Origin of the sequence: Streptomyces sp. FIT100, assembly GCF_024584805.1 — a bacterium.
Taxonomy (GTDB): Bacteria; Actinomycetota; Actinomycetes; order Streptomycetales; family Streptomycetaceae; genus Streptomyces.
Genome location: NZ_CP075715.1, coordinates 5,063,531 through 5,087,722, shown reverse-complemented (window position 1 = coordinate 5,087,722; position 24,192 = coordinate 5,063,531). Strand labels below are relative to the sequence as shown.

Annotated in this window: 20 protein-coding genes and 1 pseudogene; 11 read left to right on the top strand and 10 right to left on the bottom strand. The window is 71.1% G+C overall.

The window, feature by feature from the left end; translation table 11 throughout:
* Window positions 1-3 precede the first annotated feature (3 nt).
* Entirely contained in the window at window positions 4-2,154 is a 2,151-nt protein-coding gene (locus KK483_RS23015) for a bifunctional polysaccharide deacetylase/glycosyltransferase family 2 protein (protein WP_262007109.1), read from the bottom strand.
* Complete coding sequence (locus KK483_RS23010) at window positions 2,151-2,636, bottom strand: hypothetical protein (RefSeq protein WP_262007108.1); 486 nt, start codon at window positions 2,634-2,636, stop codon at window positions 2,151-2,153. The genes KK483_RS23015 and KK483_RS23010 overlap by 4 nt, the downstream gene beginning before the upstream one ends.
* 135 nt (window positions 2,637-2,771) lie before the next feature.
* On the opposite strand from KK483_RS23010, the gene KK483_RS23005 reads away from it, so the two are divergent.
* Complete coding sequence (locus KK483_RS23005; RefSeq protein ID WP_262007107.1) at window positions 2,772-3,278, top strand: DinB family protein; 507 nt, start codon at window positions 2,772-2,774, stop codon at window positions 3,276-3,278.
* A 52-nt stretch (window positions 3,279-3,330) separates the two neighbouring features.
* Here KK483_RS23005 and KK483_RS23000 read toward each other — a convergent pair whose 3' ends face one another.
* The gene (locus tag KK483_RS23000; protein WP_262007106.1) at window positions 3,331-3,762 is read right to left on the bottom strand and encodes a hypothetical protein; all 432 of its coding nucleotides are present in this window, start codon (window positions 3,760-3,762) and stop codon (window positions 3,331-3,333) included.
* Between the two features lie 224 nt (window positions 3,763-3,986).
* Window positions 3,987-5,480, bottom strand: coding sequence for a polyprenol phosphomannose-dependent alpha 1,6 mannosyltransferase MptB (mptB, locus tag KK483_RS22995; RefSeq protein ID WP_262009649.1), 1,494 nt, complete (start codon window positions 5,478-5,480; stop codon window positions 3,987-3,989).
* 187 nt (window positions 5,481-5,667) lie between these two features.
* On the opposite strand from mptB, the gene KK483_RS22990 reads away from it, so the two are divergent.
* The 3 genes from KK483_RS22990 (at window position 5,668) to KK483_RS22980 (ending at window position 7,999) form a co-directional block, all read left to right on the top strand.
* Window positions 5,668-7,176: a right-handed parallel beta-helix repeat-containing protein gene (locus KK483_RS22990; protein WP_262007105.1), complete on the top strand. Its 1,509-nt coding sequence runs from the start codon at window positions 5,668-5,670 to the stop codon at window positions 7,174-7,176.
* 122 nt (window positions 7,177-7,298) lie between these two features.
* Window positions 7,299-7,679: a type II toxin-antitoxin system RelE/ParE family toxin gene (locus KK483_RS22985; RefSeq protein ID WP_262007104.1), complete on the top strand. Its 381-nt coding sequence runs from the start codon at window positions 7,299-7,301 to the stop codon at window positions 7,677-7,679.
* The gene (locus tag KK483_RS22980; protein ID WP_262007103.1) at window positions 7,676-7,999 is read left to right on the top strand and encodes a helix-turn-helix domain-containing protein; all 324 of its coding nucleotides are present in this window, start codon (window positions 7,676-7,678) and stop codon (window positions 7,997-7,999) included. Before KK483_RS22985 ends, KK483_RS22980 begins: the two co-directional genes overlap by 4 nt.
* A 17-nt stretch (window positions 8,000-8,016) precedes the next feature.
* On the opposite strand, the gene KK483_RS22975 is transcribed toward KK483_RS22980, so the two are convergent.
* The gene (locus KK483_RS22975) at window positions 8,017-9,225 is read right to left on the bottom strand and encodes a cytochrome P450 (protein ID WP_262007102.1); all 1,209 of its coding nucleotides are present in this window, start codon (window positions 9,223-9,225) and stop codon (window positions 8,017-8,019) included.
* Between the two features lie 303 nt (window positions 9,226-9,528).
* Between KK483_RS22975 and KK483_RS22970 the strand changes: the two genes are divergently transcribed.
* From KK483_RS22970 to KK483_RS22950, 5 genes and pseudogenes are all read left to right on the top strand, one after another.
* Window positions 9,529-9,885, top strand: a complete 357-nt coding sequence (locus KK483_RS22970; protein WP_262007101.1) for a septum formation family protein — start codon at window positions 9,529-9,531, stop codon at window positions 9,883-9,885.
* A gap of 123 nt (window positions 9,886-10,008) precedes the next feature.
* Entirely contained in the window at window positions 10,009-11,220 is a 1,212-nt protein-coding gene (locus tag KK483_RS22965) for a pyridoxal phosphate-dependent aminotransferase (protein ID WP_262007100.1), read from the top strand.
* 175 nt (window positions 11,221-11,395) lie between these two features.
* Entirely contained in the window at window positions 11,396-11,782 is a 387-nt protein-coding gene (locus KK483_RS22960) for a hypothetical protein (RefSeq protein ID WP_262007099.1), read from the top strand.
* Window positions 11,783-12,085: 303 nt separating this feature from the next.
* Window positions 12,086-12,886 (top strand): annotated as a pseudogene (locus tag KK483_RS22955) (VWA domain-containing protein); the annotation flags it as partial.
* Window positions 12,887-12,902: 16 nt separating this feature from the next.
* Window positions 12,903-13,496: a hypothetical protein gene (locus tag KK483_RS22950; protein WP_399016151.1), complete on the top strand. Its 594-nt coding sequence runs from the start codon at window positions 12,903-12,905 to the stop codon at window positions 13,494-13,496.
* 396 nt (window positions 13,497-13,892) lie between these two features.
* On the opposite strand, the gene KK483_RS22945 is transcribed toward KK483_RS22950, so the two are convergent.
* Window positions 13,893-15,728: a phosphoenolpyruvate carboxykinase (GTP) gene (locus KK483_RS22945; RefSeq protein ID WP_262007097.1), complete on the bottom strand. Its 1,836-nt coding sequence runs from the start codon at window positions 15,726-15,728 to the stop codon at window positions 13,893-13,895.
* Window positions 15,729-15,963: 235 nt separating this feature from the next.
* Between KK483_RS22945 and KK483_RS22940 the strand changes: the two genes are divergently transcribed.
* Both KK483_RS22940 and KK483_RS22935 read left to right on the top strand, forming a co-directional pair.
* On the top strand, window positions 15,964-16,641 hold the full coding sequence (locus KK483_RS22940; protein WP_262007096.1) for a hemolysin III family protein: 678 nt from the start codon (window positions 15,964-15,966) through the stop codon (window positions 16,639-16,641).
* 170 nt (window positions 16,642-16,811) lie between these two features.
* Complete coding sequence (locus KK483_RS22935) at window positions 16,812-17,438, top strand: TetR/AcrR family transcriptional regulator (RefSeq protein WP_262007095.1); 627 nt, start codon at window positions 16,812-16,814, stop codon at window positions 17,436-17,438.
* Here the strand turns inward: KK483_RS22935 and KK483_RS22930 are convergent.
* From KK483_RS22930 to KK483_RS22915, 4 genes are read right to left on the bottom strand one after another with little or no spacing between them, the layout of a single operon-like run.
* Window positions 17,428-19,878 carry a galactose oxidase early set domain-containing protein gene (locus KK483_RS22930; protein ID WP_262007094.1) on the bottom strand — a complete coding sequence of 817 codons (2,451 nt, stop codon included), beginning with the start codon at window positions 19,876-19,878 and terminating at the stop codon, window positions 17,428-17,430. The genes KK483_RS22935 and KK483_RS22930 overlap by 11 nt on opposite strands.
* Complete coding sequence (locus KK483_RS22925) at window positions 19,875-21,104, bottom strand: glycosyltransferase family 2 protein (protein WP_399014571.1); 1,230 nt, start codon at window positions 21,102-21,104, stop codon at window positions 19,875-19,877. The genes KK483_RS22930 and KK483_RS22925 overlap by 4 nt, the downstream gene beginning before the upstream one ends.
* Complete coding sequence (locus KK483_RS22920; RefSeq protein WP_262007093.1) at window positions 21,101-22,735, bottom strand: glycosyltransferase family 39 protein; 1,635 nt, start codon at window positions 22,733-22,735, stop codon at window positions 21,101-21,103. Before KK483_RS22920 ends, KK483_RS22925 begins: the two co-directional genes overlap by 4 nt.
* Window positions 22,732-24,075, bottom strand: a complete 1,344-nt coding sequence (locus KK483_RS22915) for a glycosyltransferase (RefSeq protein ID WP_262007092.1) — start codon at window positions 24,073-24,075, stop codon at window positions 22,732-22,734. Before KK483_RS22915 ends, KK483_RS22920 begins: the two co-directional genes overlap by 4 nt.
* Between the last annotated feature and the right edge of the window lie 117 nt (window positions 24,076-24,192).

Genomic DNA, 24,192 nt, shown 5'->3' with positions numbered 1-24,192 from the left:
CGGTCAGGCGTTGACCGCTCGGCGGTCCTCCAGGGTGTCCGTGGCCGAGCCGGTGCGCTGCATGCGCTGCCACCGCAGGCGGTTGCCGAGTAGCGCCGTGACCACGGACTGGACGACGACGAGATACATCAGCTGCCGGTAGACGAAGATCTGGAGCGGCAGCGTCCACAGCGGCTCGAACCTCTCCCGGTCCAGCCGCAGGGCGTACAGCGCGCTGAAGACCTGCACGGCGGTGAAGGCGAGCCAGACCGCCGCCGCCCGGCCCGCGCCCTGGAACAGCAGGCCGTAGAGGGCGAAGACGTCGACCAGCGGGGCGAGGAGCGGCAGGACCGTCTGGAACAGCAGCAGATAGGTCAGCCCGCGGCGGCCCAGTTTGCCCCCGGCGCCCCGCTCCAGCAGCGCGCCGCGGTGCTTCCACATGGCCTGGAGGGTGCCGTAGCACCAGCGGTAGCGCTGCTTCCACAGCTGCCGCACGGTCGAGGGCGCCTCGGTCCAGGCGACGGCCGACTCCTCGTAGACCACGCGCCAGCCGGCCCGGCCGATGGCCATCGTCAGGTCGGTGTCCTCGGCCAGGGTGTCCTCGCTGACTCCGCCGACACCGACGACGGCCTCGCGGCGGAACGCGCCGATCGCGCCCGGCACGGTCGGCATGCATTCGAGGACGTCGAACATCCGGCGGTCGAGGTTGAACCCGATGACGTATTCGAGGTGCTGCCAGCGGCCGAGGATGCCCTGCCGGTTGCCGACCTTGGTGTTGCCGCTGACCGCGCCGACGCCGGGGTCGGCGAGCGGCTGGATGAGGTTGAAGACGGCGTCGGGCTCGAAGACGGTGTCGCCGTCGATCATCACGACGATGTCGAAGTGGGCCCAGGCGAGGCCGGTGTTGAGGGCGGCGGCCTTCCCGGAGTTGGGCTGGCGGACCACCATGACCCGGCGGTCCTCGATGGCGTCGGCGATCTCGAAGGTCCGGTCGGTGGACCCGTCGTCGACGACGATGATCTGGACGGCCTGGTGGGTGGAGGCGAGCAGGGACCGGATCGTGGCCTCGATGCCCGCCTCCTCGTTGTAGGCGGGGACGATCACGGACACGGGGTCGGTGAGCGGCGGACGGCGCGGGGCGCCGCGGCGCCGGGAGCGCCTGGCCCGTACGCGCTTGACGTGCACGCGGGCGACGGTGAACAGCATGACCAGCCGGGCGGCGGTGATGATGCCGGCCGCGAGCAGGAACCAGGTCATGGCGTCGGCGAAGGCCCGGGACGCCTGCTGGGCGCGGACGACGGCGGCGCCCTTCCACTCGGCCGCGGCGGAGACGGTGTAGCCGGTGGGGCCGAGGCCGAGACCGGCGCCGACGGTGGTGTAGGTGACCTTGTCGGTGCGACCGGCGGCACGACCGGAGGCCGGGCCGGCGGCCCGGTCGGCGGTCAGGTCGGAGGTCAGGTCGGAGGTCAGGAGCCGCTCGGTCTCGGCGACGGCCGCCGTCGAGCCGGTGAACTGGCGGATGCCGGTGCCGTCCGCGGCCACGGCGGCGGGGTCGTCGGCGGTCACGAGGACATAGCCGTCGATCATGGCCTGGCGCGCGGCACGGGCCGTGTCGCCGCAGAAGGAGGCGGGGCCCGAGGTGTGCGGGAGGCGCAGGAGAGGCGTGCCGATGCCGGCGGTGCCGGCCAGGATGTTCTGGGTGAGGGCGAGTTCGAGCCGGGCCCGGGGCACGGAGACGGCGCCGAGATCGACGTCGGTGTAGGTGTGCGAGCCGATCTCGTGGCCCTCGTCCCTGATCCGGCGGACCAGGTCGGGGTGGGCGGCGGCCTCGGTGCCGGTGAGGAAGAAGGTGGCCTTCGCGCCATGCTCCTTCAGCACGTCGAGCAGACGCGGGGTCCACGCCGGGTCGGGTCCGCCGTCGTAGGTGAGGGCGACAGTGCCGGAAGCCATCCGTCCGGGCGCGATTCCGCCGGTCTTGGGGCTCTGCCGCAGAACGGTCCCGCTCTCGAACCCGGGGTCGGGGGCGCCCTGGCACCGGGTGGCGGGCGCGGCGGTCGGCGCTATCTCGTGGCGCCCGTATCCGCTGAAGAGCAGGGCGGTGGCGACGACGGCCAGGGTGAGGGTCAGCAGCACCCAGTGGGCGCGGGGATCCCTGCGTACGGCGTGCCGGGTCATTTCGGTCCCTTGCCCTCGGCGCCGCCCGCGCCGTCCGCGGCGGGGCTGCGGCGGGGGGCGTTGCCGGAGTTGCCGGGCGGTGCGGTGGCCGTGGCGGTGGCGCCGTCGACGGCCTCGGTGGTGGCGGCCGGGCCGGTGGGCGCCGCGGTGCCGGTGGCGGCGGGCGCGGACGTTTCCGGGCGGCCGGTGGCGGACAGCGAGGCCGCCCCCGCGTCCGGGCCCGGGCCCGCGCCCTGCTCGCCGCCGCCGGACTCCCCCGGCGCGGCCGTGGACGGGCCCGGCTCGTCGGCCGCGGGAGCCGGCTTCTGCCGGCTCTGGCTCCATGGCAGCGGACCGCCGGCCGGCCCGGCCCCGAAGAACCCGGCCAGGACGACGGCGACGAAACAGACGCACGCGGCACCGATGCCGACGGACGCATACCTCATGAGGCGACGCCTGCGCCCGGAGGCGTCGACGAACACCGCGTTCTCCTGTCGTGTCACGGGCGCGGATTGTAGGGACTGTGGGGTTCCGAATCGAGCAGAGCGATAAACCGGACATTTCTTCGGAGTTCGGCGCGAGCCCCCTTCCGGCGCGCCGATATCCTCGCGGAAACGCTCGTCACGGAGGAGGCCGAAGTGACCGACGAACGCACCTCACCACCCGTGCGCGGCGGCGAGCGCGAGACGCTGCGCGCCTATCTCGACTACCACCGCGCGACCCTCGCCATGAAGTGCGAGGGCCTCTCCGACGACGAACTGCGCCGTGCGTCCATGCCTCCGTCGACGCTCTCCCTGCTGGGCCTCGTCCGGCACATGGCGGAGGTCGAGCGGACCTGGTTCCGCCGGATCATCGACCGTGAGGACGTCCCCTTCCTCTGGTCGGACAAGGGCGACCGCCAGGAAGCGTTCGACACGTCGGACGCGACGGCCGCGGAGGCGTTCGCCGCCTGGGAGGCGGAGATCGCCCACGCACGCAGGATCGAGCGGAAGGCCGAATCGCTCGACGTGACGGGGTACTTCCCGCGGTGGGACGAGGACGTCTCCCTGCGGCTGGTGATGCTGCACCTGATCCACGAGTACGCGCGGCACAACGGCCACGCGGACTTCCTCCGGGAAGGCATCGACGGCACCGTCGGACTGTGAGCGCCCGCCCTGATGCCCCGGGTGTAAGGGGGCGGCGTCGCGGGAGACCCGCCTACCGAGCCCGCCAGTCGGCCTCGCCCGACCTGCTCAACGCCCAGATGGCGAGGAGGTCGAGCGTCATCACGCTGATCGACCAGAACGGGTAGTACGGGATGAACAGGAACTGGGTGATCAGGCTCACCGCGCCCAGCGCGATACCGGCCGACTTGCCCCAGCTCTTGCCTGCCAGCACCCCCAGGCCCGCGGCGATCAGCCCGATGCCGATCACCACATGGATCCAGCCCCACGCGGTCAGATCGAACCGGTAGACGTACCGAGCCGCCCTGAAGATGGTGTCGTTCGCGATACCGGCGGCCCCCAGAGCGACGCTCAGCGTTCCGCTCAGCTCCAGCGCCAAGCCGGCGAAGAAGGGCGCGCCCGTCACCCAGTCCTCGTTGCGGGGCTCGGTCGGGCCCGGCCAGGCCCCGCCGCGTGTGTTCGACATGGCCGCCACCTTCCGCGTTGCCTGACAGTCACAGCGTCGCCCCGCATCGTCCGTACCGCGACCGCAAGAAGCTGCCCAGGGTGACCCGGCCGTCGAAGACCCGCAGGTGGTGTGCGGGCGCGCGCCTCTGCTCAGCAGCCCGGCAGTACGTCCGCCAGTACGCCCGCCAGTACGCCCGCCAGCACGCCCTCAGTACGCCCTCAGTACGCCCGTCAGTACGCCCGTCAGTACGCCCGCTCCGCCGTGAGGACGGGGCCGGGTTCCGGTCGTCGCCCCGGGCCCCGGCGGACGGACACGGTCGCCACGGCCGCCGCCACGCCCGCCAGCACGAATCCGTAGGCAGGCGTGTGGCCCGACGGATGCGTCTCGTACACCAGCGCCACCGAGAGCACCATCAGGACCGGCACGGTCCGGTCGGTCCGGTCGGTCCACTCGCTGTGCTCGGTCCGGTCGGTGCCGTCGGCCCACGCCGTGGCCCCGGCCGCCACCGCCGTCCCCCACAGCAGGTACCACGGCTGCACCATCGGCGACAGCGCGACCAGCCCCAGCAGCGAAAGCCCCAGCGCACGGACGGGATCGAGCCGCCCGCGCAGCGCCCGTAGCGCGAGCACGGCGATCACCGCGAGCGCGGCGGCGAGGCCGAGACTCTGGGCCGCGCTCCTGACCGCGAAGGGGTCCGTGCCCGCGACCAGGCGGGCCGCGTACCCCGCGGCGAGGCCGAGGTCGCTGGTGAGGGAGAGCGGCGTGTGTATCGCCGCGGCGACGCCCTGGGTGCGCAGCCAGCCGAAGCCCGTGCCGCCGAGGACGGTGGCCGCGGTCGCGACGGCCGCCGCGACCGCGACCGGCCCGAGCACCGCCGTCGCCACCCGGCGGAGCACCGGCCCGTCCCCGCGGCGTACGGCGATGACGCCGATGAACAACAGGGCCACGGCGGCCGGTGACTTGACCGTCGCCGCGAGCGCGACGGCCGCGCTGCCCAGCAGCCAGCGCCCGCGCAGCGCGCAGCAGACACCGGTCAGCATGAGCCCGATCATCAGTCCGTCGTTGTGCGCGCCGCCCACGACGTGCATCAGCGTCAGGGGGTTGAGCGCCGCCAGCCACACCGCGCCGCTCTCGCTCGTGCCGCACTCCACGGCGAGGCGCCGCACGGACCACACGATCAGTGCGAGCGCCCCGACGGCCAGGAGCCGCAGCCCGAGCACGCCGGGCACGACGGCCCCGCCGGTCGTCCAGGTGACGGCCTCGGCCAGGACGAGGAACAGCGGGCCGTACGGCGCGGGCGTGTCGGTCCAGTTCCCGCCGACGCTCGCCGCGGCGTCGGCGCCGAGTGAGTCGGGGCCGAGGGCCGACGGCCCGTGCGCGTAGACGTCGTGGCCGTCGAGGACCATCGCGCCCTGGGCGAGGTAGCTGTAGACGTCGGCGCTGTGGAGGGGCGGCGCCAGCAGCAGCGGCGCGACCCACCAGCCGAGGGTGACGACGGTGTCGCGCACCCGCTGCTCCGCGGCCGATTCCCGGTACGCCCACCAGGCCATGACCAGCAGGGTGAGCCCGGCGTACGCGAGGACCGACGCGGCGACGGTCGTGGCGGATCCCCGCGGCACCCACAGGCCCCAGGGGTCACGGGCGGGCAGCGCCCCGGCGGCCATGCCCCCGGCGGCAACGGCGAGCGACCCGACGGCCCCGAGCCGGCGTGTTCCGGCGGCGCTTCGCGGCCACATGAGCGTGCGGTTCACCTCCACCCCGATCCTGGACCCCGATCCCGGACCCCGATCCTGCGCGTCGGCGCGTCGCCGCACCTCGACGTTTCGTACGGATTGTCGAGTTGCCGAGCGTACCGTTTACGTCCAACCACCAGGCACGTACGTCCATGGCCCGGGAGACCGCCCCGGCCATAGCTTCCCGCCCATGGCGATTCCCTTGATGCGTACGTTCGTGGCGCTCGCCGCGACCCTGACCGGACTCCTGCCCGCGACCGCCGCCGCCGCGCACGCGCCGGCCGGCACCACGTACTACGTGGACTGTCTGCGCGGCAGCGACGACGCCCCGGGCACCGGCACCGCCACGGCCTGGCGCACCCTCGACCGGGCGTCGCGCGCCTACGGGCCGGGCGACCGGCTGCTGCTGCGCCGCGGCCGCACCTGCGCGGGGGTGCTCGCCCCCACCGGCTCCGGCACGGCGGCCGAGCCGATCTCGATCGACGCGTACGGCAAGGGCGCCAAACCGCGTATCGAGGGCGGCGGCGCCCGCGCCGCCGTGCTGCTGCTCAACGTCGAGGGCTGGGAGGTCCGCAACCTCGACATCTCCAACACCGGCGCCCCGACCACCACGGACCGCCGCGCGGGCCTCCTCGTCCGCCTCACGGACTTCGGCACCGGCAGCCACTACGTCGTCGACGGCGTGGACGTCCACGACGTCAACGGCGCCGACTTCAAGGACCCGGACCCCAGCGGCGGAATCCTCTTCTCCGTCACGGGCTCGGCCGTGCCGACGCGCTTCGACGGCGTGCGCATCGAGGACTCGACGGTCCGCCGCACCGACCGCACCGGCATCGGCACCTCCTCCACCTGGGGCCGCAGGCCCGAGCACCCGAACGGACCCGGCACGAGCTGGGAGGCGATCACCGGTCTGCGGATCCACCGCAACGAGGTGTACGACGTCGGCGGCGACGGCATCGTCGTCCAGACGGCGAAGGGCGCGCTCGTCGAGCACAACTACGTGAACGGCTTCAACATGCGCTCGGCCGGCTACAACGCCGGTATCTGGGCGTGGAACTCGGACGACGTCCTCTACCAGTACAACGAGGTGACGGGTGGCCACGGCACCCTCGACTCGATGGCGTACGACATCGACGGCGGCAACAACCGCAACGTCTACCAGTACAACTACAGCCACGACAACGAAGGCGGCTTCCTGCTGGTCTGCAACGGCGCGGGAATGACCACGAACGGCAACCGGGTCCGCCACAACATCAGCGTCAACGACCGCAACACGATGGCTCCTTACGGCGTGGTCTCGGTCGTCTGCGCCCCGACCACGGACACGCAGATCTACGCGAACACGATCGTGACCGACCGCGCGGACACGGCGCTCGTCTCCAACAACGGCCCGACCGGCGTCACCTTCCGCAACAACGTCTTCGTCGGCGCCCCCTCGGCAGGATCCCCGATCATCGACACCCGGAGCGTCTACGAGAACAACCTCTACTGGCACACCTCCCAGCCCCGCGACCCCGCCGCCCTCACCGCCGACCCGCTCTTCGTCTCCGCCTCCCCGACGACCCCGCGCGACGTCCGCCTGAGCGCCGGTTCCCCGGCCCTCGGCGCGGGCCTCCCGATCGGCGACGGCCTCACCCGCGACTACTTCGGCAACCGGATCCCGAACCCGCCGAACCTGGGCGCGGACCAGGACGGGTAGCCCCGCCCCCCTCACCCCGCGAGGGAACACCACAGACACCCATTGGAGTGAACAAGTCCCGAACCCGCGACCTCCCATCCCACAGCAGTTTAGCTTTTGCTAAACTCAGGAGAGGTAGGGATGTGTCAGAGCAATGGGACGTCTACCTGACCAGCGAGGTGGATCAGTGGCTCAACGACCTGGAGAAGGCCGATCCGATCTCGTACGTGCTGGTGAATCAGGCCATCTGGATCCTCGTGTGCAACGGTCCCGCCGAAGGGCGCCCGTTGGTGGACCGGATCAAGGGCTCGGTCCTGCACAATCTCAAGGAGCTACGGCCTGGATCCACAGGGCGCAGCGAGATACGCATCCTCTTCATGTTCGACCCGTGGCGCTCGTCCATCCTGCTGGTGGCGGGCAACAAGGCCGGTAGCTGGCAAGCCTGGTACGACGAGGCGATCCCCATGGCGGAGCGCCGGTACACGGAGTACATCGCCGCCCGTACGGAGGAGCTGGGACAGTGAGCGGACACGTCAAGTGGTCGGCGAGTGGCCACCGCGAGCGGGCAGAAGAGCTCGCGGGCGGAAGCGGCGCCTTCGTCCAGGGAGCCGAGCGGCTGCTCACCGAGGCTCGCGCCTGGCGGCTCGTCGAGATGCGAGAGGAGCGCGGCTACACACAGGCGCAGGTCGCCGAGCGCATGGGTGTCAGCAAGGGCCGCGTGTCACAGATCGAGAGCGGCCAGGTGTCCGGCACCGATGTCGTGGCACGCTACATCAAGGCCCTCGGCGGGAGCCTCATGATGGTGGCGGTCTTCGACGACGGCGAATTGCGCAAGGTCGGTTGAAGCTGCGCCGTGCGGCACTACCAGGCGACCGGCAGCTCGACCGGGAAGCGCCGGATCGTCTCGGTGTCCCAGACCACCTCCTCCGGCGGCACCGCGAGGCGCAGCTCGGGGAAGCGTTCCAGGAGGCGGCCGATCGCCGCCTCCAGTTCCGCCATGGCCAGCGGCGCGGCGATGCAGCGGTGACCGCCCCAGCCGAAGGTCATGTGCGGCTGGGGCGCGCGGTCGGGGTCGATGGTGTGGGGGTCCGGGTAGCGCTCGGGGTCGCGGTTCGCCGTCAGGTAGGACACATGGACGAAGTCGCCCGCCCGGATCCGTACGCCGTCCATCTCCACGTCCTCCAGGGCGACCCTGGGGATGCCGACGCCCTTGCGGAAGGGGATGAAGCGCAGCAGCTCCTCCAGGACGGGCGTGAGCGTCTCGGGGCGGCTCCGCAGGTGCTTCATCAGCTCGGGGCGGGTCAGCAGGACGTAGGCGATGTTGCTGATCTGGCAGGTGGCCGTGTCGTGGCCGCTGAGCATCAGCGTCAGCGCCATGACCGCCAGTTCCTGGTCGTCGAGGGCGTCCTCGCCGTCCCTGGCCGCGGCCAGGGCGCTGATCAGGTCCTCGCCCGGGTCGCGGCGGCGTTCGGCGACGAGCCCGCCGAAGTACTCCCGCAGCTCCGCCTTGGCGGCCGCAGCGACCTTCCGGCTCTCCGGGCTGGTGGAGAGCAGCTGGTGGGCGTACTCCTGCATGCGGGGCCGGTCCTGCGGGGCGATGCCGAGCAGCTCGCAGATGGTGTGCTGGGGCAGCTGGTTCGACAGGTGCGCCGCCAGATCGGCCGGCTGCCCCTGCTCCGCCATCGTGTCGAGCAGCGTGTCCACCAGCCGCTCGATCGCCGGCCGCATCGCGTCCAGATGCCGCTTGGTGAACGCCTGCGAGGCCAGCCGGCGCAGACGGGTGCTGCGCGGCGGGTCGATCACGTTGATCGACTCCGGCGACACGATCGGCTCCGGCGTCAGCCGCGGATAGTCGCGCCCCATGATCCCCGCCCGGCTGAACCGGTGGTCGGTGGTCACCTGCCGCACCCCTTCGAAGCCCGTGACCAGCCACGCGTCCGCGTCGCCGTACGGCAGCCGGATCCGGGTGACGCCGGATTCGCGGGCCATGAGCATCGTGAGCGAGGGATCGAACTCCAGGGCCTCGCTGAAGTCGAACGGGCAGACGGTTGCTTCGCCGGTTTCGGACATGGTCTACGGCTCCAGCTCCAGGAAGACGACGAGCGCGCTGCGGCGCGTGGTTTCCCCCATGCCTGTTTTGTACGTGCTGCGACGCCGCACGGCACGCCTGATTGGGCCGCACGGGCAGCGGCCCGAACGGCACCTGTTCCCCCTCTCGTGATCATCTTGTGCTGGTGACGTGGGGGCGCGGCCGAGAAATATGGCCTGGTCGCACGAGGCGACCACCCGGTGGGGACGAGGGTGGGGACAAGGGGTGGGGATGAAGACCGCAGGACACGCAAGGACGGCGCAGGAGTCGAGGACGCCGGCACGGTGCTCGCCCCCGTCGCCTCCCTGAAGCGCGGCCGGTGCGGCGCCACCGACACGGGGCTCGGCACCGTGGCGGTCGTACGACCCGTCGACTGCGCGGAGCGGCACGACATCCGGGTGTTCGCCCAGACCGCGGTGGACCGGACCTTCCCGGGCGAGCAGACGGCCAAGGACGGGAACGACTTCGCCGAGGAGCAGTGCGGCCGTGCGTACGCCGCCGCGCCGAAGGAGTGGCAGCGCGACGGCAGGCCCGCGGGACGGTTCGCGTTCACCGGCTCGTCGTCGGTGAACGTCTCGGTCGGTGAGACGACGCAGACGTCGGTGACCGGCGAATTCACCTGTTACGTCGTCACCTCCTGACCTGCCGGTTCACACTCTGACCCCGTGGTCGGCGCCCCGGCCTCCCGGCTCGCGCCGGCCCGGGGTCCCCGGCGTGGCCGAAAACACGAAGCGGGTTTCACCGGGCACCCGTAAGCTCACGTCATGCAGGTGATCCAGTCGACGAAGCTCGCCAACGTCTGTTACGAGATCCGGGGTCCGGTGCTCGAGGAGGCGATGCGGCTGGAGGCCGCAGGCCACCGCATCCTCAAGCTCAACACCGGCAACCCCGCGGCCTTCGGGTTCGAGTGCCCGCCGGCGATCCTCGAGGACATCCTGCGCAACGTGGGGGACGCGCACGGATACGGTGACGCGAAGGGCCTGCTCAGCGCGCGTCGCGCGATCATGAGCCACTACGAGACCAAGGGCATTCCGCTCTCGGTCGAGGACATCTACCTCGGCAACGGCGTCTCCGAGCTGATCCAGATGTCGATGCAGGCGCTGCTCGACGACGGCGACGAGGTGCTCGTGCCGGCGCCGGACTATCCGCTGTGGACCGCCGCCGTCGCGCTCGCGGGCGGCACGGCCGTGCACTACCGGTGCGACGAGCAGGCCGACTGGATGCCGGATCTCGCGGACATCGAGCGCAGGATCACCGATCGGACCAAGGCGATCGTGATCATCAACCCGAACAACCCGACCGGCGCCGTCTACGACGACGAGATGCTGCGCGGGCTGACCGAGATCGCCCGCCGCCACCAGCTGGTGGTCTGCTCGGACGAGATCTACGACAAGATCCTCTACGACGGCGCCACGCACACCCCGACCGCCTCGATCGCGCCCGATCTGATGGTCCTGACCTTCAACGGGATGTCCAAGAACTACCGGGTGGCGGGTTACCGCAGCGGCTGGCTCGCGGTCTGCGGCCCGAAGAGCCACGCGGTCTCGTACATCGAGGGCCTGACGATCCTGGCGAACATGCGGCTGTGCGCGAACATGCCGGCCCAGCACGCGGTCGCCGCGGCGCTCCAGGGGCGGCAGTCGATCGAGGACCTGGTGCTGCCGGGCGGGCGGCTGCTGGAGCAGCGGGACACGGCGTACGACCTGCTCACCCGGATCCCGGGCGTGACCTGCGTGAAGCCCAAGGGCGCGCTGTATCTCTTCCCGCGGCTCGACCCGGCCGTGTACAAGATCAAGGACGACCGGCAGATGGTGCTCGACCTGCTGCGGTCCGAGAAGATCATGGTGGTCCACGGGACCGGCTTCAACTGGCACGAGCCCGATCACTTCCGGATCGTCACGCTGCCGAACACGAAGGATCTCGCGGACGCGGTGACGCGGATCGGTAACTTCCTGGACGGATACAGCCAGCACTAGGGCGTGTTGCGAAAGTCCCGTCTGCGCGCCCGCCCTACGGGCGGACGACGCTACTTTCGCAACACGCCCTAGCCCCGCCGCCGGACCAGGATCTTGGCCGGTTTTCCGATCGGGCATAACTTTAGACTGGATCCAAGGTAGGATGGTCTCCTGACCGTGCGAGGAGGCCCCCGCCATGTACGAACCGATCCGCTCGAAGTCCGTCCACTCGGTGGCCGACGCGTCCGACTTCCCCCACCGCACCCGCGAGGAGGAGCTCGACATCCAGCTCGCCGGTCACCTGGGAGCCCTCCTGGCCGTCACCGACGAGCTCGGGCTCGACGCCGCCGCCGACCGCATCGCCGAGCAGGTCGCCCGGCTGCGCGGCACCCCGCCCGCCCGGCACGCCGGGCTGACCGGCGGCGACCCGGCCGCCCTGCACCGGCGGGCCCTCGCGCTCGCCGGGCGCGCCCTCGTCGTCGCCGCGTCCCGCGCCGACACCGCCGCCGCGATCCTGGCCGCCGAGCGCATGGACGCGCACAACGCCGCCCTGCGCGACGCGCAGCTGGTCGGCGCCCCCTGACGCCCCGGTCCGCGGGCCGCGGAGGCGCGCGGACCGGGTGCCCGACCGAGGCCCGGCACCTCCGGAGTCCGTCGTTGACGGGCCGTCATTGAATGGCCGATTCCGGTTGCATACCGGGATCGCCGCTTCACCTCTCGTCCATCCGACTCCGCCTGGAATGTGGGATTCCGAGAGCACGCTCCCCACGTGAGACGCATCGTGGGAATCGTCCTGGCGGTGCTGCTGATGGGCGGCGTCGTGTACGCCTTCCTGGCAGGCCGGAATCAGGACCAGGGCACGGCAACGAAGACCGTGCGCGGAGACTTCACGCTGCTCACGTCCGCGCCGCAGGAGGCGCGCGAGTCCGGCAGGGCGCTGACCGAGTACCTGCGGACGCCGGAGGCGCAGCGGGCGATCACGGAGAAGACGTTCCGCCGGCCCGTCGTCGCCTCCGTACGTCCGGCCACCGGGCTCGCCACCGGCCAGCGGCGCGAGCTCCCCTTCCCCGGCAGCCGGTCCGTCGCCGACGGCCTCCTCGACGCGTACGAGAACAAGCTGCGCAGGCCCTCGCGCACGGTGTACGTCCTCGACACCTCCGGGTCGATGGAGGGCGAGCGCATGGAAGGACTGGAGCAGGCGCTGCTGCGTCTGACCGGGGAGTTCCGGGAGCGGGAGGAGGTGACGCTGATGCCGTTCGGAACCGATGTGAAGTCGCTGTACACGCACACGCTCGACCCCTCCGACCCCGAGGCGGCGCGCAAGGCCATCGAGCGGGACGTGAACCAGCTGACGCCGCACGGCGACACCGCGATCTTCACGAGCCTGCTGCACGCCTACCGCTACCTGGGGCAGACGCCCGAGGGCGGCAACCAGGACGCGTTCACATCGATCGTGCTGATGACGGACGGCGAGAACACGACCGGCGCGTCCGCCGAGGGCTTCGAGACGTACTACCGGGGGCTGCCACCGGGGCAGCTGCGCGACACCCCCGTCTTCCCCATCCTCTTCGGGGACTCCGACCGCGCGGAGCTCGAACGGATCGCCGGGCTCACCGGCGGCCGGCTCTTCGACGCGCAGAAGGGGTCGCTGGACGGAGCATTCGAGGAGATCCGTGGCTACCAGTAGGACCGGCGGCGGCCGGATGCTCGACTACCTCGGCTCGAAGAAGAACCTGGCGGGCAGCGCCTGCGGCCTCCTCGGCCTCGGCCTGACCCTCGCGGGCGCGGCGGGCGCGTACTGGCCCGTCGTCGTCGCGGGCCTGTACCGCGCGGGAGCCCTCATCGCCCCGCCCGAACGCCCGGCGGCCCCCGGCTTCCCCGACCCCGCCGAACAACTCGACGAACTCCGCGCCGACTTCGACCGCCTGCGCGCCTACCTGACCGAGATCGACCTGCCCCCCGCGGCGGCCGGCCGCCTCACCGAACTCGACACCCTGCTCACGGCCCTCCTGGAACCCGGCTGGGTCGCCGACGCCCTCGCGACGGACCCGGAATCGGTCCACGCCCTCTCCCGCGCCATCCGCCAGGACATCCCGGAGTCGGTCGACACCTACACCCGCACCCGCTGGTGGACCCGCCTCAACCCGGGCACGGAGCCCCCGGAACGCCACCTGGAACGCCAGCTCGGCGCACTGCGCACCGAGGCGGAATCCATCGCGACGACACTGCGCGACCAGGAGACCCGCCGCCAGGAGACGCACACGCGGTACTTGGAGGAACGCGGGCGGGGGCAGTGAAGCCGCGCGGCACCCGGCACCGGCAACCGGCCACTGTGGCCGGGCGCCACCTCGGAGAAGGCCGAGGAGATCAAGCGGCGTCGGCCTTCTTTCGCGATCTCGCTCGACCGGCCATCGAAGCGCTACCACCTACCACGCCGCCAGGACCCGCACACCCGGTGCCAGGGCACTACAAGACGCGGAACGCGTACGCCGTCTGAAGGACCAGTTCGGATCCGTCCGCTACTACCGTGGCGGAGCGTCCGCCATCGGTGCCTACACCACGGTCGTGACGAACAGCTGGAACCAGAAGAAGGCCCTCGGCTGACCCGGGCAGCCATCGGGAAGGGCTGGGGCCCGCCACCGTACGTCGTTGTACGGGGGCGGGCCCCAGCCCTGTCGGCAGCGGGACTCGCGTCAGCCCAGGCGGGCGACGAGTGCGCGGTACTCGTCCCAGAGTTCCTTCGGGGTGTGGTCGCCGAAGGTGTTGAGGTGCTCGGGGACCAGCGCCGCCTCCTCGCGCCAGATGTCGGTGTCGACCTTGAGGAGGAAGTCCAGGTCCTCCTCGGCGAGGTCGAGGCCGTCGGTGTCGAGGGCGGCCTTCGTCGGGAGGATGCCGATGGGGGTCTCCACGCCCTCGGCCCTGCCCTCCAGGCGCTCGACGATCCACTTCAGGACGCGGCTGTTCTCGCCGAAGCCGGGCCAGACGAACTTGCCGGCGTCGTTCTTGCGGAACCAGTTGACGTAGTAGATCTTCGGGAGCTTCGCGGCGTCCCCCCGCGAGACCGCAGCCTTGCCGACCGTGAGCCAGTGGGCCATGTAGTCGCCCATGTTGTAGCCGCAGAACGGGAGCATCGCGAACGGGTCGCGGCGCAGCTCGCCGACCTTGCCCTCGGCCGCGGCGGTCTTCTCGCTCGCCACGTTCGCGCCGAGGAAGACGCCGTGCTGCCAGTCGAAGGACTCGGTCACCAGCGGGACGGCGGAGGCGCGGCGGCCGCCGAAGAGGATCGCCGAGATCGGCACGCCCTTCGGGTCCTCCCACTCGGGCGCGATGATCGGGCACTGGCCGGCGGGGACGGTGAAGCGGGCGTTGGGGTGGGCGGCCGGGGTCTCGGAGTCCGGCGTCCAGTCGTTGCCCTTCCAGTCCGTGAGGTGCTTGGGCAGCTCCTCGGTCATGCCCTCCCACCACACGTCGCCCTCGTCGGTCAGCGCGACGTTGGTGAAGACGGAGTTGCCCCACAGCGTCTTCATGGCGTTGGCGTTGGTGTGCTCACCGGTGCCGGGCGCGACGCCGAAGAAGCCCGCCTCGGGGTTGATCGCGTAGAGCCGGCCGTCCTCGCCGAAGCGCATCCAGGCGATGTCGTCGCCGATCGTCTCGACGCTCCAGCCGGAGACCGTCGGCTCCAGCATGGCCAGATTGGTCTTGCCGCAGGCGGAGGGGAAGGCGGCGGCGACGTACTTCGACTCGCCCTGCGGCGGGGTCAGCTTGAGGATGAGCATGTGCTCGGCGAGCCAGCCCTCGTCGCGGGCCATGACGGAGGCGATGCGCAGGGCGTAGCACTTCTTGCCGAGCAGCGCGTTGCCGCCGTAGCCGGAGCCGTAGGACCAGATCTCGCGGGTCTCCGGGAAGTGCGAGATGTACTTCGTGCTGTTGCACGGCCACGGCACGTCCTCCTGGCCGGGCTCGAGCGGCGCGCCGAGGGTGTGGACGGCCTTCACGAAGAAGCCGTCGTCGCCGAGCTCGTCGAGGACGGTCTGCCCCATGCGGGTCATGGTGCGCATGGAGACGGCGACGTACGCGGAGTCGGTGATCTCGACGCCGAGCGCGGAGAGCGGCGAACCGAGCGGGCCCATGCAGAACGGGACGACGTACATCGTCCGGCCGCGCATCGAGCCGCGGAAGACTCCCTGCTCGCCGGTGAAGATGTCGCGCATCTCCGCCGGGGCCTTCCAGTGGTTCGTGGGGCCGGCGTCCGCCTCGTTCTCGGAGCAGATGAAGGTGCGGTCCTCGACGCGTGCGACGTCGGTCGGGTCGGACGCGGCGTAGTAGGAGTTCGGGCGCTTGATCGGGTCCAGCTTCCTGAACGTGCCCTTCGCGACCAGTTCCTCGCACAGCCGGTCGTACTCGGCCTCGGAGCCGTCGCACCAGACCACCCGGTCCGGCTGCGTGATCTCTGCGATCTCGTCGACCCAGGCGATCAGTTCCTGGTGATGGGTGGGGGTGGTGCCGGGAGCCGCGAATTCGCGCGCCACGATCGCTCCTAAGTGAGGGGTTTGAGGTTGTTGCCCCGTGGGGGCTGCGACCCGGATGCTTCACTGCACTGATCTACTGGCGCTCATCCGGTGCCGACCGCACTCATCTGATCATCCGTGGAGTGTGCCCATATGTCCAGAGGACCTCTCACGTGAGCATTACCACTCGTATCCCCTGTTCGCCTCCGTCGCGCACGTCTGCTGTTACCTACGGAAGCGTAGGTAGCATGCCGTCATGACAGCAGCCGCGCCCGATGCGACCGAGATCGACCCGCCGCCACTGAAGCCGAGGCTGCGGGGGTGGCTGCACGCGGGGATGTTCCCCGCCGTGCTCGTCGCAGGAATCGTGCTCACCGCGCTCGCGGACTCGACGCGCGGCCGGATCGCCTGCGGCGTCTACGTGCTCACGGCCTGCCTGCTCTTCGGCGTGAGCGCGCTCTACCACCGCGGGGAGTGGGGCCCGCGCGCGACGGCCGTCCTGCGCCGGCTCGACCACGCGAACATTTTTCTGATCATCGCCGGTACCTATACCCCGCTGACACTGCTGCTCCTTCCGGACTCCACCGGGCGTGTGCTCTTGTGGGCGGTCTGGGCGGCAGCGGTTGCGGGAATCGCGTTCCGGGTGTTCTGGGTCGGCGCCCCGCGCTGGCTCTACACGCCGTGCTACATCGCGATGGGCTGGGCCGCCGTCTTCTTCCTGCCCAACTTCCTGCGCACCGGCGGGATCGCGGTGCTCGTGCTCGTGATCGTGGGCGGGCTGCTCTACAGCGCGGGCGGCGTGGTCTACGGCATGAAGAAGCCGAACCCGTCACCGCGCTGGTTCGGCTTCCACGAGGTGTTCCACTCCTTCACGCTGGCGGCCTTCGTCGTCCACTACGTCGGCATCTCGCTCGTGGCCTACCAGCACGCCTGAGCAGCCCGACCCTTCCGGAGGGCCCGCGGCAGCAGCCGCGGGCCCTCCGGTGTATTGACACCCTCCAGATTTTGAGAGTCACTATCACTTGACGGTGACTATCAGAAGGAGGCGCCGGTCGAGCTCCCAGGCATGGCCGGGGCCTCGGCGGGTGTCCGACAATGACACCCATGGCCGCCTCCGCACACCACCCGCCGCTCGCAGCGCCTCCGCCCCCGATGGGGCTGCGTGAGCGCAAGAAGCTGAAGACCCGGCGGGCGATCCGCCGGGCCACGTACCGGCTGATCGCCGAGCAGGGGTACGAGGCGACCACCATCGACCAGATCGCGGCGGCGGCCGAGGTCTCCCCGTCCACCGTCTTCCGCTACTTCCCCACCAAGGAGGACATCGTCCTGACCGACGAGTACGACCCGGTCATGGAGCAGGTGCTGCGGGCACGGCCCGCCGACGAGCCGCCGCTGGAATCCCTCCGCATCGTCCTCACCGCCGCGGTCGCCGAGATCCTCCGCAACGAACCCCGGGAGATGTACGAGCGCACGAGGCTCATGGCCGAAGTCCCCGCGCTCCGGGGCCGGATGGCGGAGACCATGGCCGAGACCTCCCAGCTGCTGGCCCGTCCGATCGCCGAGCGCGCCGGGCGCGCCCCCGACGATCTGGAGGTCCGGGTGTTCACGGCGTCGGTGATGGGCGCGCTGCGCGAGGCGATGCTCTACTGGGCCGAGCGCGACCAGGAGGACGACCTGGTCGCGCTCGTGAACCGCACGCTGGACACGCTCAAGGGCGGTCTCACCCTCTGAGCTGCCTCTTCAGGTCCCCCTTGCCGCAGGTCCTGCCGTCCCGGTCCGGGTCGAGCCGCAGCGGGTCGTCCTTGCCGTTGACCTTCAACCGGCCGTAGCCGTGCGCCGCCAGCCAGTCGCACCGGGACTTCGTCGTCGCCCTGACCGGCTCCGGGAAGGCCAGCGGCACGCAGACGTTCGCCGAGCCGTAGTGCCGGTCGCAGCCCGCGACCTGCGGACTGACCGGGGCCGACGCCCGCTTCCCGCCGTTCCTCCGCGGCGACTGGGCGAGGTCGTTCGCGAAGTCGTGGACATGGGCCGACGAGGCCGCGGCCTGAGCCGTCGCGGGACCGCCGCCCAGATGCACCCACTCGGCCACCGTCGGCACCCCGTTGGCGTCGACGCCGAAGAGCATGTACCAGCCGGGCGGGGCGAGGTTCGGATTGCCGGTGACGTTCAGGTCGATCGTCGTGTCGCTGAGGACGCTCATCGGCAGGTCCACGAACCGCTGGTTCGGGTCGGACGAGTGCGTGACGGCCGCCGGGCGGATCAGCTCCGCCTTGGCGATGGGCCGGTCGACGGTGATCCGCTGGGTGTCGCCGTACTGCCACTCCTTGTCGATCACCGAAGTGATGCGCGGGCGGGGGCCCTTGAGGAGGTAGGGCGGTGTGTAGACCGACACGTTGTGGTTGTACGTGCCGTTGCCCGGGTTGTCGCCGACGGCCATCACCCGGCCGTCGGGCAGCAGGAACGCCGACGAGTGGTAGGTCCGCGGGATCGGGTCGGCCGCGAGCCCCGGCTCGTACGTGTTGGTCACCGGGTCGAAGAACGACGCCTCGTACACCGGGTCGGCGCGGTCGTGCAGTCCGCCGCCGGTCTCCAGGACCTTGCCGTCCGGCAGCAGCACCGCCGAGACGAACATCTTGCCCTCGTCGCCGGTCTGCGGCCGCTTGCCCTGGCCCTGGTCGACGAGGCCCTGCGGGAGCGGCGGGCCCGCCGTGTACCGCGGGTTCGGCTCCTTGAGGTCGATCAGGTCGGTGAGGCGGTTGGCGGCCGGGTTGGTCTCGTTGTTGCCGCCGCCGATCGTGAGGACCCGCTGGTCCTGCGCCGGGGGCAGCAGGACGCTGGCGCTCTCGTCGCGCTGGTCCTTGTTCCGCAGGCCCGGGACGTCGGTGATGGAGTTGGCGTCGTAGTCGTAGACGGAGGCGCCGGTGCCCGGGGTGCCGTTGCCGAAGACATGGCTGCCGGAGTAGAAGAGCCGGCCGTCCTGCATCAGGATCATCGACGGGTACAGGCCCCAGAACGACCAGGTCTGGTTGACCTGGTGCAGCGGCAGCCACTTGTTCTCGGCGGCCGAGAACTTCTCCGCCGTCACATTGCCCGTCGAGTCCTCCTTCAGCCCGCCGAAGGAGATGACGTCGCCGTTGCCGAGGATCGTCGCCGACGGGTACCAGTGACCGCCGTTCATGTCGTTCGTGCGCGTGTACGTCGCGGTCGCCGGGTCGAAGACGTACGAGTCCTTCAGGCCCTGATAGCCGATGGTGCCGTCGGCGGACGGGTAGCCCTTGTTGCCGCTCATCACGAGCACCCGGCCGTCGGAGAGCTGGACATGGCCGGCGCAGAACATGTCGGCGGGCGTGGGGATGTTCTCGTACGTACCCGCCACCGGGTCGTACACGGCGGAGGTGAAAGTGCCCGCCTCGAACATCGTCTCGTCGTTGCCGGAGCCCGCGATCAGCAGCACCTTGCCGTTGTGCAGCACCACCGAGTGCATCGAGCGCACCGGGTTCTGCGTGGGCATGACGTCCCACCGGCCCTTGGCGCACTCCTCCGGCGTTCCGGTGCACACCGGGTCGGGCGCGGGCGGCGCGACCTCCTCCATCACGTAGTCGTCCGTGGTGACGCTGCCGGTGCCGAAGACCGAGACGCCCCAGGCGATCCGGTCCGTGCCCGGCGGGATGACGGGCGTACGGACCTCGGAGCGGGTCCAGTCCCCCTCCATCGGGAGGGTGCGCAGATCGGTCCAGTACTGCCAGCCGGCGGTGGTGTCGTGGCGGAAGAGGGTGAGGGCGGTGTCCGGGGTCGTCGACCTGTACCAGAACGACAGGTCGTACTGCCGGTCGGGGACGACCTGCGGGGCGCAGGCGGCGGACTCGGTGATGAGGGCCTTGCGGTCGCCGTCGACGCGGCGGGTCAGCTCGACCTTCATGGCGGCGGTGCCGGAGTGGGCGTCGGTGGTCGTGGTGAAGGTGAAGTCGTTGTCGCCCCAGCCCGACTTCGACCAGCAGGACGGCATACCGGTGCCGGTGCCGGTGCCGGTGCCGGCGGTTTCGAAGCCGGGGTTCTTGACGAGGTTCGGGCCGGCGGTGGCGGGCTGCTGGGCGGAGAGGACGAGTCCGGCGGTCATCGCCGCGACGGCGAGCAGGGCGGTCCTTCTCCTTCGTCTCACAAGGCGTTTCATGAGGTGCTCCTCGGGGTGCGGCTCCTGCGGTGCGGCAGGTAGACGAGCGCTTCGGTCCCGGCGAAGCGCAGGACGAAGGTGGTGAGCAGCGCCAGCGTGGTGGCGGGCAGCACCGCGAGCCCGAACTCGCCCACGAGCAGGGCGATCAGCGGGATGCGCAGGACGAGATCGGCGTTGGCGAGCAGCGCGAACCGGCCCATGCGGTCCGCCCAGTGCCGGTGGTGGCGCCGGTCGCGGAAGAGCAGCACCTCGATGAGGAGGAAGTTCCACATCACGCCGAACTGGTTGGCGACGATCTCGGCGGGCAGATAGTGCAGCCCCGCGCCGGCCAGGACGTGCAGCGCGAGCAGATTGGGCACGAAGCCGGTGAGGCCGATCAGCCCGAAGGCGACCATGCGGGCCGGGGCGGAGGCGGTGCGCAGCTCGACCAGATGCCGCAGGAAGCGCCCGCCTTCCTTCACCGTCGACTTGGACTCGCCGGCGAAGCGGTCCTGGAAGACGAACGGCACCTCGGCGACGGCGGTGGGCCGGCAGCGTACGGCCAGCTCCAGCAGGATCTTGTAGCCCAGCGGCTTCAGCGCCTCGGCGGTCACGGCGGCGCGGCGTATCGCGAAGAAGCCGCTCATCGGGTCGCTGATCCCGTACAGGGCGCGGGGGAACAGCCCCTTCGTCAGCAGGGTCGCAGCGCGCGATACGGCGATCCGGTACCCGCCGGCGAGTCCGGACCGGCTGCCGCCGGGCAGATAGCGGCTGGCGACGACGAGATCGGCGGACTCCTTCTCGCCGGTGGCGACGAGATCGGGCACGAGGCCCGGCGGATGCTGGAGATCGGCGTCCATCACGACGATCCAGTCCGACCCCGCGGCCTTCATCCCCTCGACGACGGCACCGCCCAGCCCGCCCTCGGCCACGTCCCGGTGGATGACGGCCACCGGGAACGGGCAGTCGCGTGCGGCATCGGCGATCACGGCGGGCGTGTCGTCGGTCGAGTCGTCGACGAAGACGACCTCGCAGGGCAGCCGCGAGGGCACCGACTCGGTGAGCCGTGCCAACAGCTCGCGTACGTTCCCCGACTCGTTGAAGGTCGGGATCACGATGGTGACGACGGCCGGCTCGGCGACGCCTGCGGGTTCCGGGAGCGCACCCGGCACGGTCAGGGGTGCGCCGGCGGACAGGCCGCCGGACGGATCGCCGAGACCCTCGGCCCGTGTGTGATGAGTCGTCACTTCGGCTCAGCTCCCCCGATTTCGCGGATCTCGATGCGGTCCTCGCCCTCGCCGAAGGTGGCGACGGGCGTCGAATGCTCCAGCGCGGCCCGCACATTGGGCAGGTCGCGTGCGTCGCGGCGTACCGTCGGGGACGCCACGACGTAGTCGAGGTCGCGCCAGCCGCCGGGCATCGTCCTGGCCACCGCCGGGTCGAGGTCGGCCTTGTAGAACCAGATCGCGCCCAGGCCGGGCTCGTACCCCGCGTGGACGAGATCGAGCCAGAGCGCGTCGTCGACGAGGACCCGGGTGCGGGCGGGGTCGGCGACCTCGGTCCTCAGCCACGTCGCCGCGGCCCGGTAGGGGGCGTTGGCGTCGGCCGTGACGGCGGTGCGTACGCCGTCGTACCAGCGCGGGACGACGTACGCCGCGGCGCCCACGGCGAGCAGCACCGCGACCGTGCGGCGCGCGAGCGTCAGCGGGCGCCCCTCCCCCGGCCGCCGCCACCGCCGCAGCACCGCGTGCGCCACGCTCGCCGCGCCGCCCGCCAGCACCAGCGCCAGGAAGGGCAGCGCCTGGATGACGTACATGGCGGGCAGATAGCCCGAGGGCCGCAGCGCGACCGCCGCGAGGATCGCGACGGCGAGCGCGGGACCGGCGAGCGCCCGCGCGGTCACCGACCAGCGCAGCGTGGCCAGCAGCAGCGCCGCGCCCGCGAGGCCCCCGAGGGGAAGCACACGGTCGTAGTAGAGCCAGGACTCGAAGACGCCGTGCGAGCCGGTGCCTTCGCTGAGGATGAAGCCGGAGCCCTCGCGGCTCATCTGGTAGGTGATGCCCTCCCAGAGCGACACATGGCCCTCGCCGGGCAGCAACTCGCCCTTGAGCAGGGCGAACAGCGGATACGAGAAGCCGATCAGCGCGCACGCCGTGACCGCGCCGGTGACCGCGAACTTGCGGGTGTCGCGATGGCTGAAGCGCCACATCGTGACCAGCAGCGCCGGCAGCACCACCAGCATCGTCTCCTTCGTCAGCACCCCGACCGCCGCCGCGAGCCCCGCGGCGAAGTGGTGCCACAGGTGCCGGCTCGGCGACGCGGCGAGGCAGAAGGCCAGCAGCATCCACATCACTGCGAGGTTGTCGAGGAAGATCTCCCGCTGGAGGACGACGGACAGCGGCGAGAGGCCGAAGAGCGCCATCGCCAGCGCCGCCGCCCAGCGCGGCAGCCACAGCCGCCGCGCAAGCACATACAGGAGCACCGCACTCGCACCGCTGACCAGCAGCATCGCGCCCCGCATCGAGGCGACCGTCATCGTGTCGGGAGCGATCAGCGAGGGGATCCAGGTCAGCGCGGCGAGCTGGATCCAGCCGAGCGGCGGATGGTCGTACCAGTACGTGTAGTGGGCGAGGCCCTCGCCCTGCTGGACCGCCCACGCCTGGGCGAGATACGTGCCCTCGTCGTCGCTCAGGGTCGGGAAGTGCTGGATGTTCCAGCCCTGCACCAGCAGGACCGCCACCAGCAGCGCCCCGCAGAGCAGCAGATCGGAGCGGGAGGAACGGAAGCGGACGACGGGCGGCCGCACGGCCGGCCGGTTTCCGGGATCGGCAGAGCGGGCGGCCGCCACGGGTGGCGCCGCCGTCAGGGTCGAGGTCACGCGTGGACGTCCTCTCGGGAGTCACGGGAATCGCGAGGGTCGCGAGGGTCGCGGGAGTCGCGGGAATCGCGGGAATCGCGGGAGTCACTGGTCAGGTGCGCGCCGACATGGCTGGTCAGCTCCCACTCGCCCTGGCCCCGCTGCTCGCGCCACACGGCCCGCACGGCCGCGCCCGCGAGGAGCACCTGGTAGAAGGGGCCGCCGGCGATGAGCTTGAGGTAGTGCGGCAGCCGGACCCGGAGCCCGTACTGCGAACCGAAGTCGTGGAGCCCGACGATCTCGAAGACGAAGGTCACCACCGCCGTGATCAGCGGCAGGAAGGTGATGAAGGCGATCCCCACGGGCACGTCGAGGAAGATCGCGATCGCCGCGTTGAGCGGGATGACCAGCCCCGTGAACGCCTGCATGAACGGCGTCATCAGCGTGTAGCGCGCGAGCATCCGCTGCCCCAGCGTGGGCAGCTGCTGCCAGTCCTTCTTCCGGTAGACCTGGAGGAAGCCCTGGTTCCAGCGGGTGCGCTGCTTGAGCAGCGACATCAGCGTGCCGGGAGTCTCCTCACGGGTGACCATGTCGGCGTCGTACGCGACGACGACCTTCTTGCCCGCGGAGGAGAGCCGTACACCGAGGTCGCAGTCCTCGGCCAGGCACTGCGGGTCCCAGCCGCCGGCCTCGCGCAGCACGTCGGTACGGACGAAGACGGTGTTGCCGCCGAGCGGGATGAAGCCCTTGGCGGCGTGCAGATGGAGCCGGGAGCGGAACCAGAAGAAGTACTCCAGGCAGTTGCGCAGCGCGTACCAGGAGGAGTGGAAGTTGATCAGCTGGACCCCGCCCTGGACGACGTCCGCGCCGGTGTCGGTGAAGGCGTGGTCGACATGGGCGAGCAGCTCCGGGTGGACCTGGTCCTCGGCGTCGAAGACCCCGACGACGTCGCCGCGGCAGTGCGGAAGGGCCGTGTTCAGCGCCTTCGGTTTGTTCTTCGTGTCGTGGGTGTCGACGACGACCCTCACCCGGTCCGGATCGCGGGTCGCCGCCCGCACGGCGACCTCGGTGGTCTCCGGATCGTCGTGCCCGACGATGACGATGATCTCGAAGTCGCGATGACTGGACTCCAGCAGCCGGCTGATCGTGTGCTCCAGCACCAGCTGCTCGTGGCGGGCCGGCAGCAGCAGCGAGAACGACAGCCCCGCGGCGCCCGCCGGGCTCTGGAAGCGCGTCGCCGCGAGCGTCTCCGGCGTACGCCACGCGTGCATCTGCCACCAGAGAGTGAACGCCGCCATCCAGAAGAGCGCCAGCGAGACCGTGGCGATGAAGGCAGACGTGACGAAGTCGGACGTGACCATTGGCCCCCCTCGACAGGGGTGACCGCCACGACGGCAGCTCGCATCGCCGTCGCGCTCTTCCCCCCTGAATCCCCCCTGCACATGTCCCCCATGTGCAGCTGCTGAGTCAGCGGTGAA

What these genes read in the sequence shown, in the direction of transcription:
- KK483_RS22915 (WP_262007092.1), bottom strand. Translation starts at nt 24,075, where the DNA reads ATGGTCACGTCCGACTTCGTCACGTCTGCCTTCATCGCCACGGTCTCG.
- KK483_RS22975 (WP_262007102.1), bottom strand. Translation starts at nt 9,225, where the DNA reads ATGTCCGAAACCGGCGAAGCAACCGTCTGCCCGTTCGACTTCAGCGAG.
- KK483_RS23000 (WP_262007106.1), bottom strand. Translation starts at nt 3,762, where the DNA reads ATGTCGAACACACGCGGCGGGGCCTGGCCGGGCCCGACCGAGCCCCGC.
- KK483_RS22960 (WP_262007099.1), top strand. Translation starts at nt 11,396, where the DNA reads ATGTACGAACCGATCCGCTCGAAGTCCGTCCACTCGGTGGCCGACGCG.
- KK483_RS22940 (WP_262007096.1), top strand. Translation starts at nt 15,964, where the DNA reads ATGACAGCAGCCGCGCCCGATGCGACCGAGATCGACCCGCCGCCACTG.
- KK483_RS22950 (WP_399016151.1), top strand. Translation starts at nt 12,903, where the DNA reads ATGCTCGACTACCTCGGCTCGAAGAAGAACCTGGCGGGCAGCGCCTGC.
- KK483_RS23015 (WP_262007109.1), bottom strand. Translation starts at nt 2,154, where the DNA reads ATGACCCGGCACGCCGTACGCAGGGATCCCCGCGCCCACTGGGTGCTG.
- KK483_RS22930 (WP_262007094.1), bottom strand. Translation starts at nt 19,878, where the DNA reads ATGAAACGCCTTGTGAGACGAAGGAGAAGGACCGCCCTGCTCGCCGTC.
- KK483_RS22990 (WP_262007105.1), top strand. Translation starts at nt 5,668, where the DNA reads ATGGCGATTCCCTTGATGCGTACGTTCGTGGCGCTCGCCGCGACCCTG.
- KK483_RS22935 (WP_262007095.1), top strand. Translation starts at nt 16,812, where the DNA reads ATGGCCGCCTCCGCACACCACCCGCCGCTCGCAGCGCCTCCGCCCCCG.
- KK483_RS22965 (WP_262007100.1), top strand. Translation starts at nt 10,009, where the DNA reads ATGCAGGTGATCCAGTCGACGAAGCTCGCCAACGTCTGTTACGAGATC.
- mptB (WP_262009649.1), bottom strand. Translation starts at nt 5,480, where the DNA reads ATGTGGCCGCGAAGCGCCGCCGGAACACGCCGGCTCGGGGCCGTCGGG.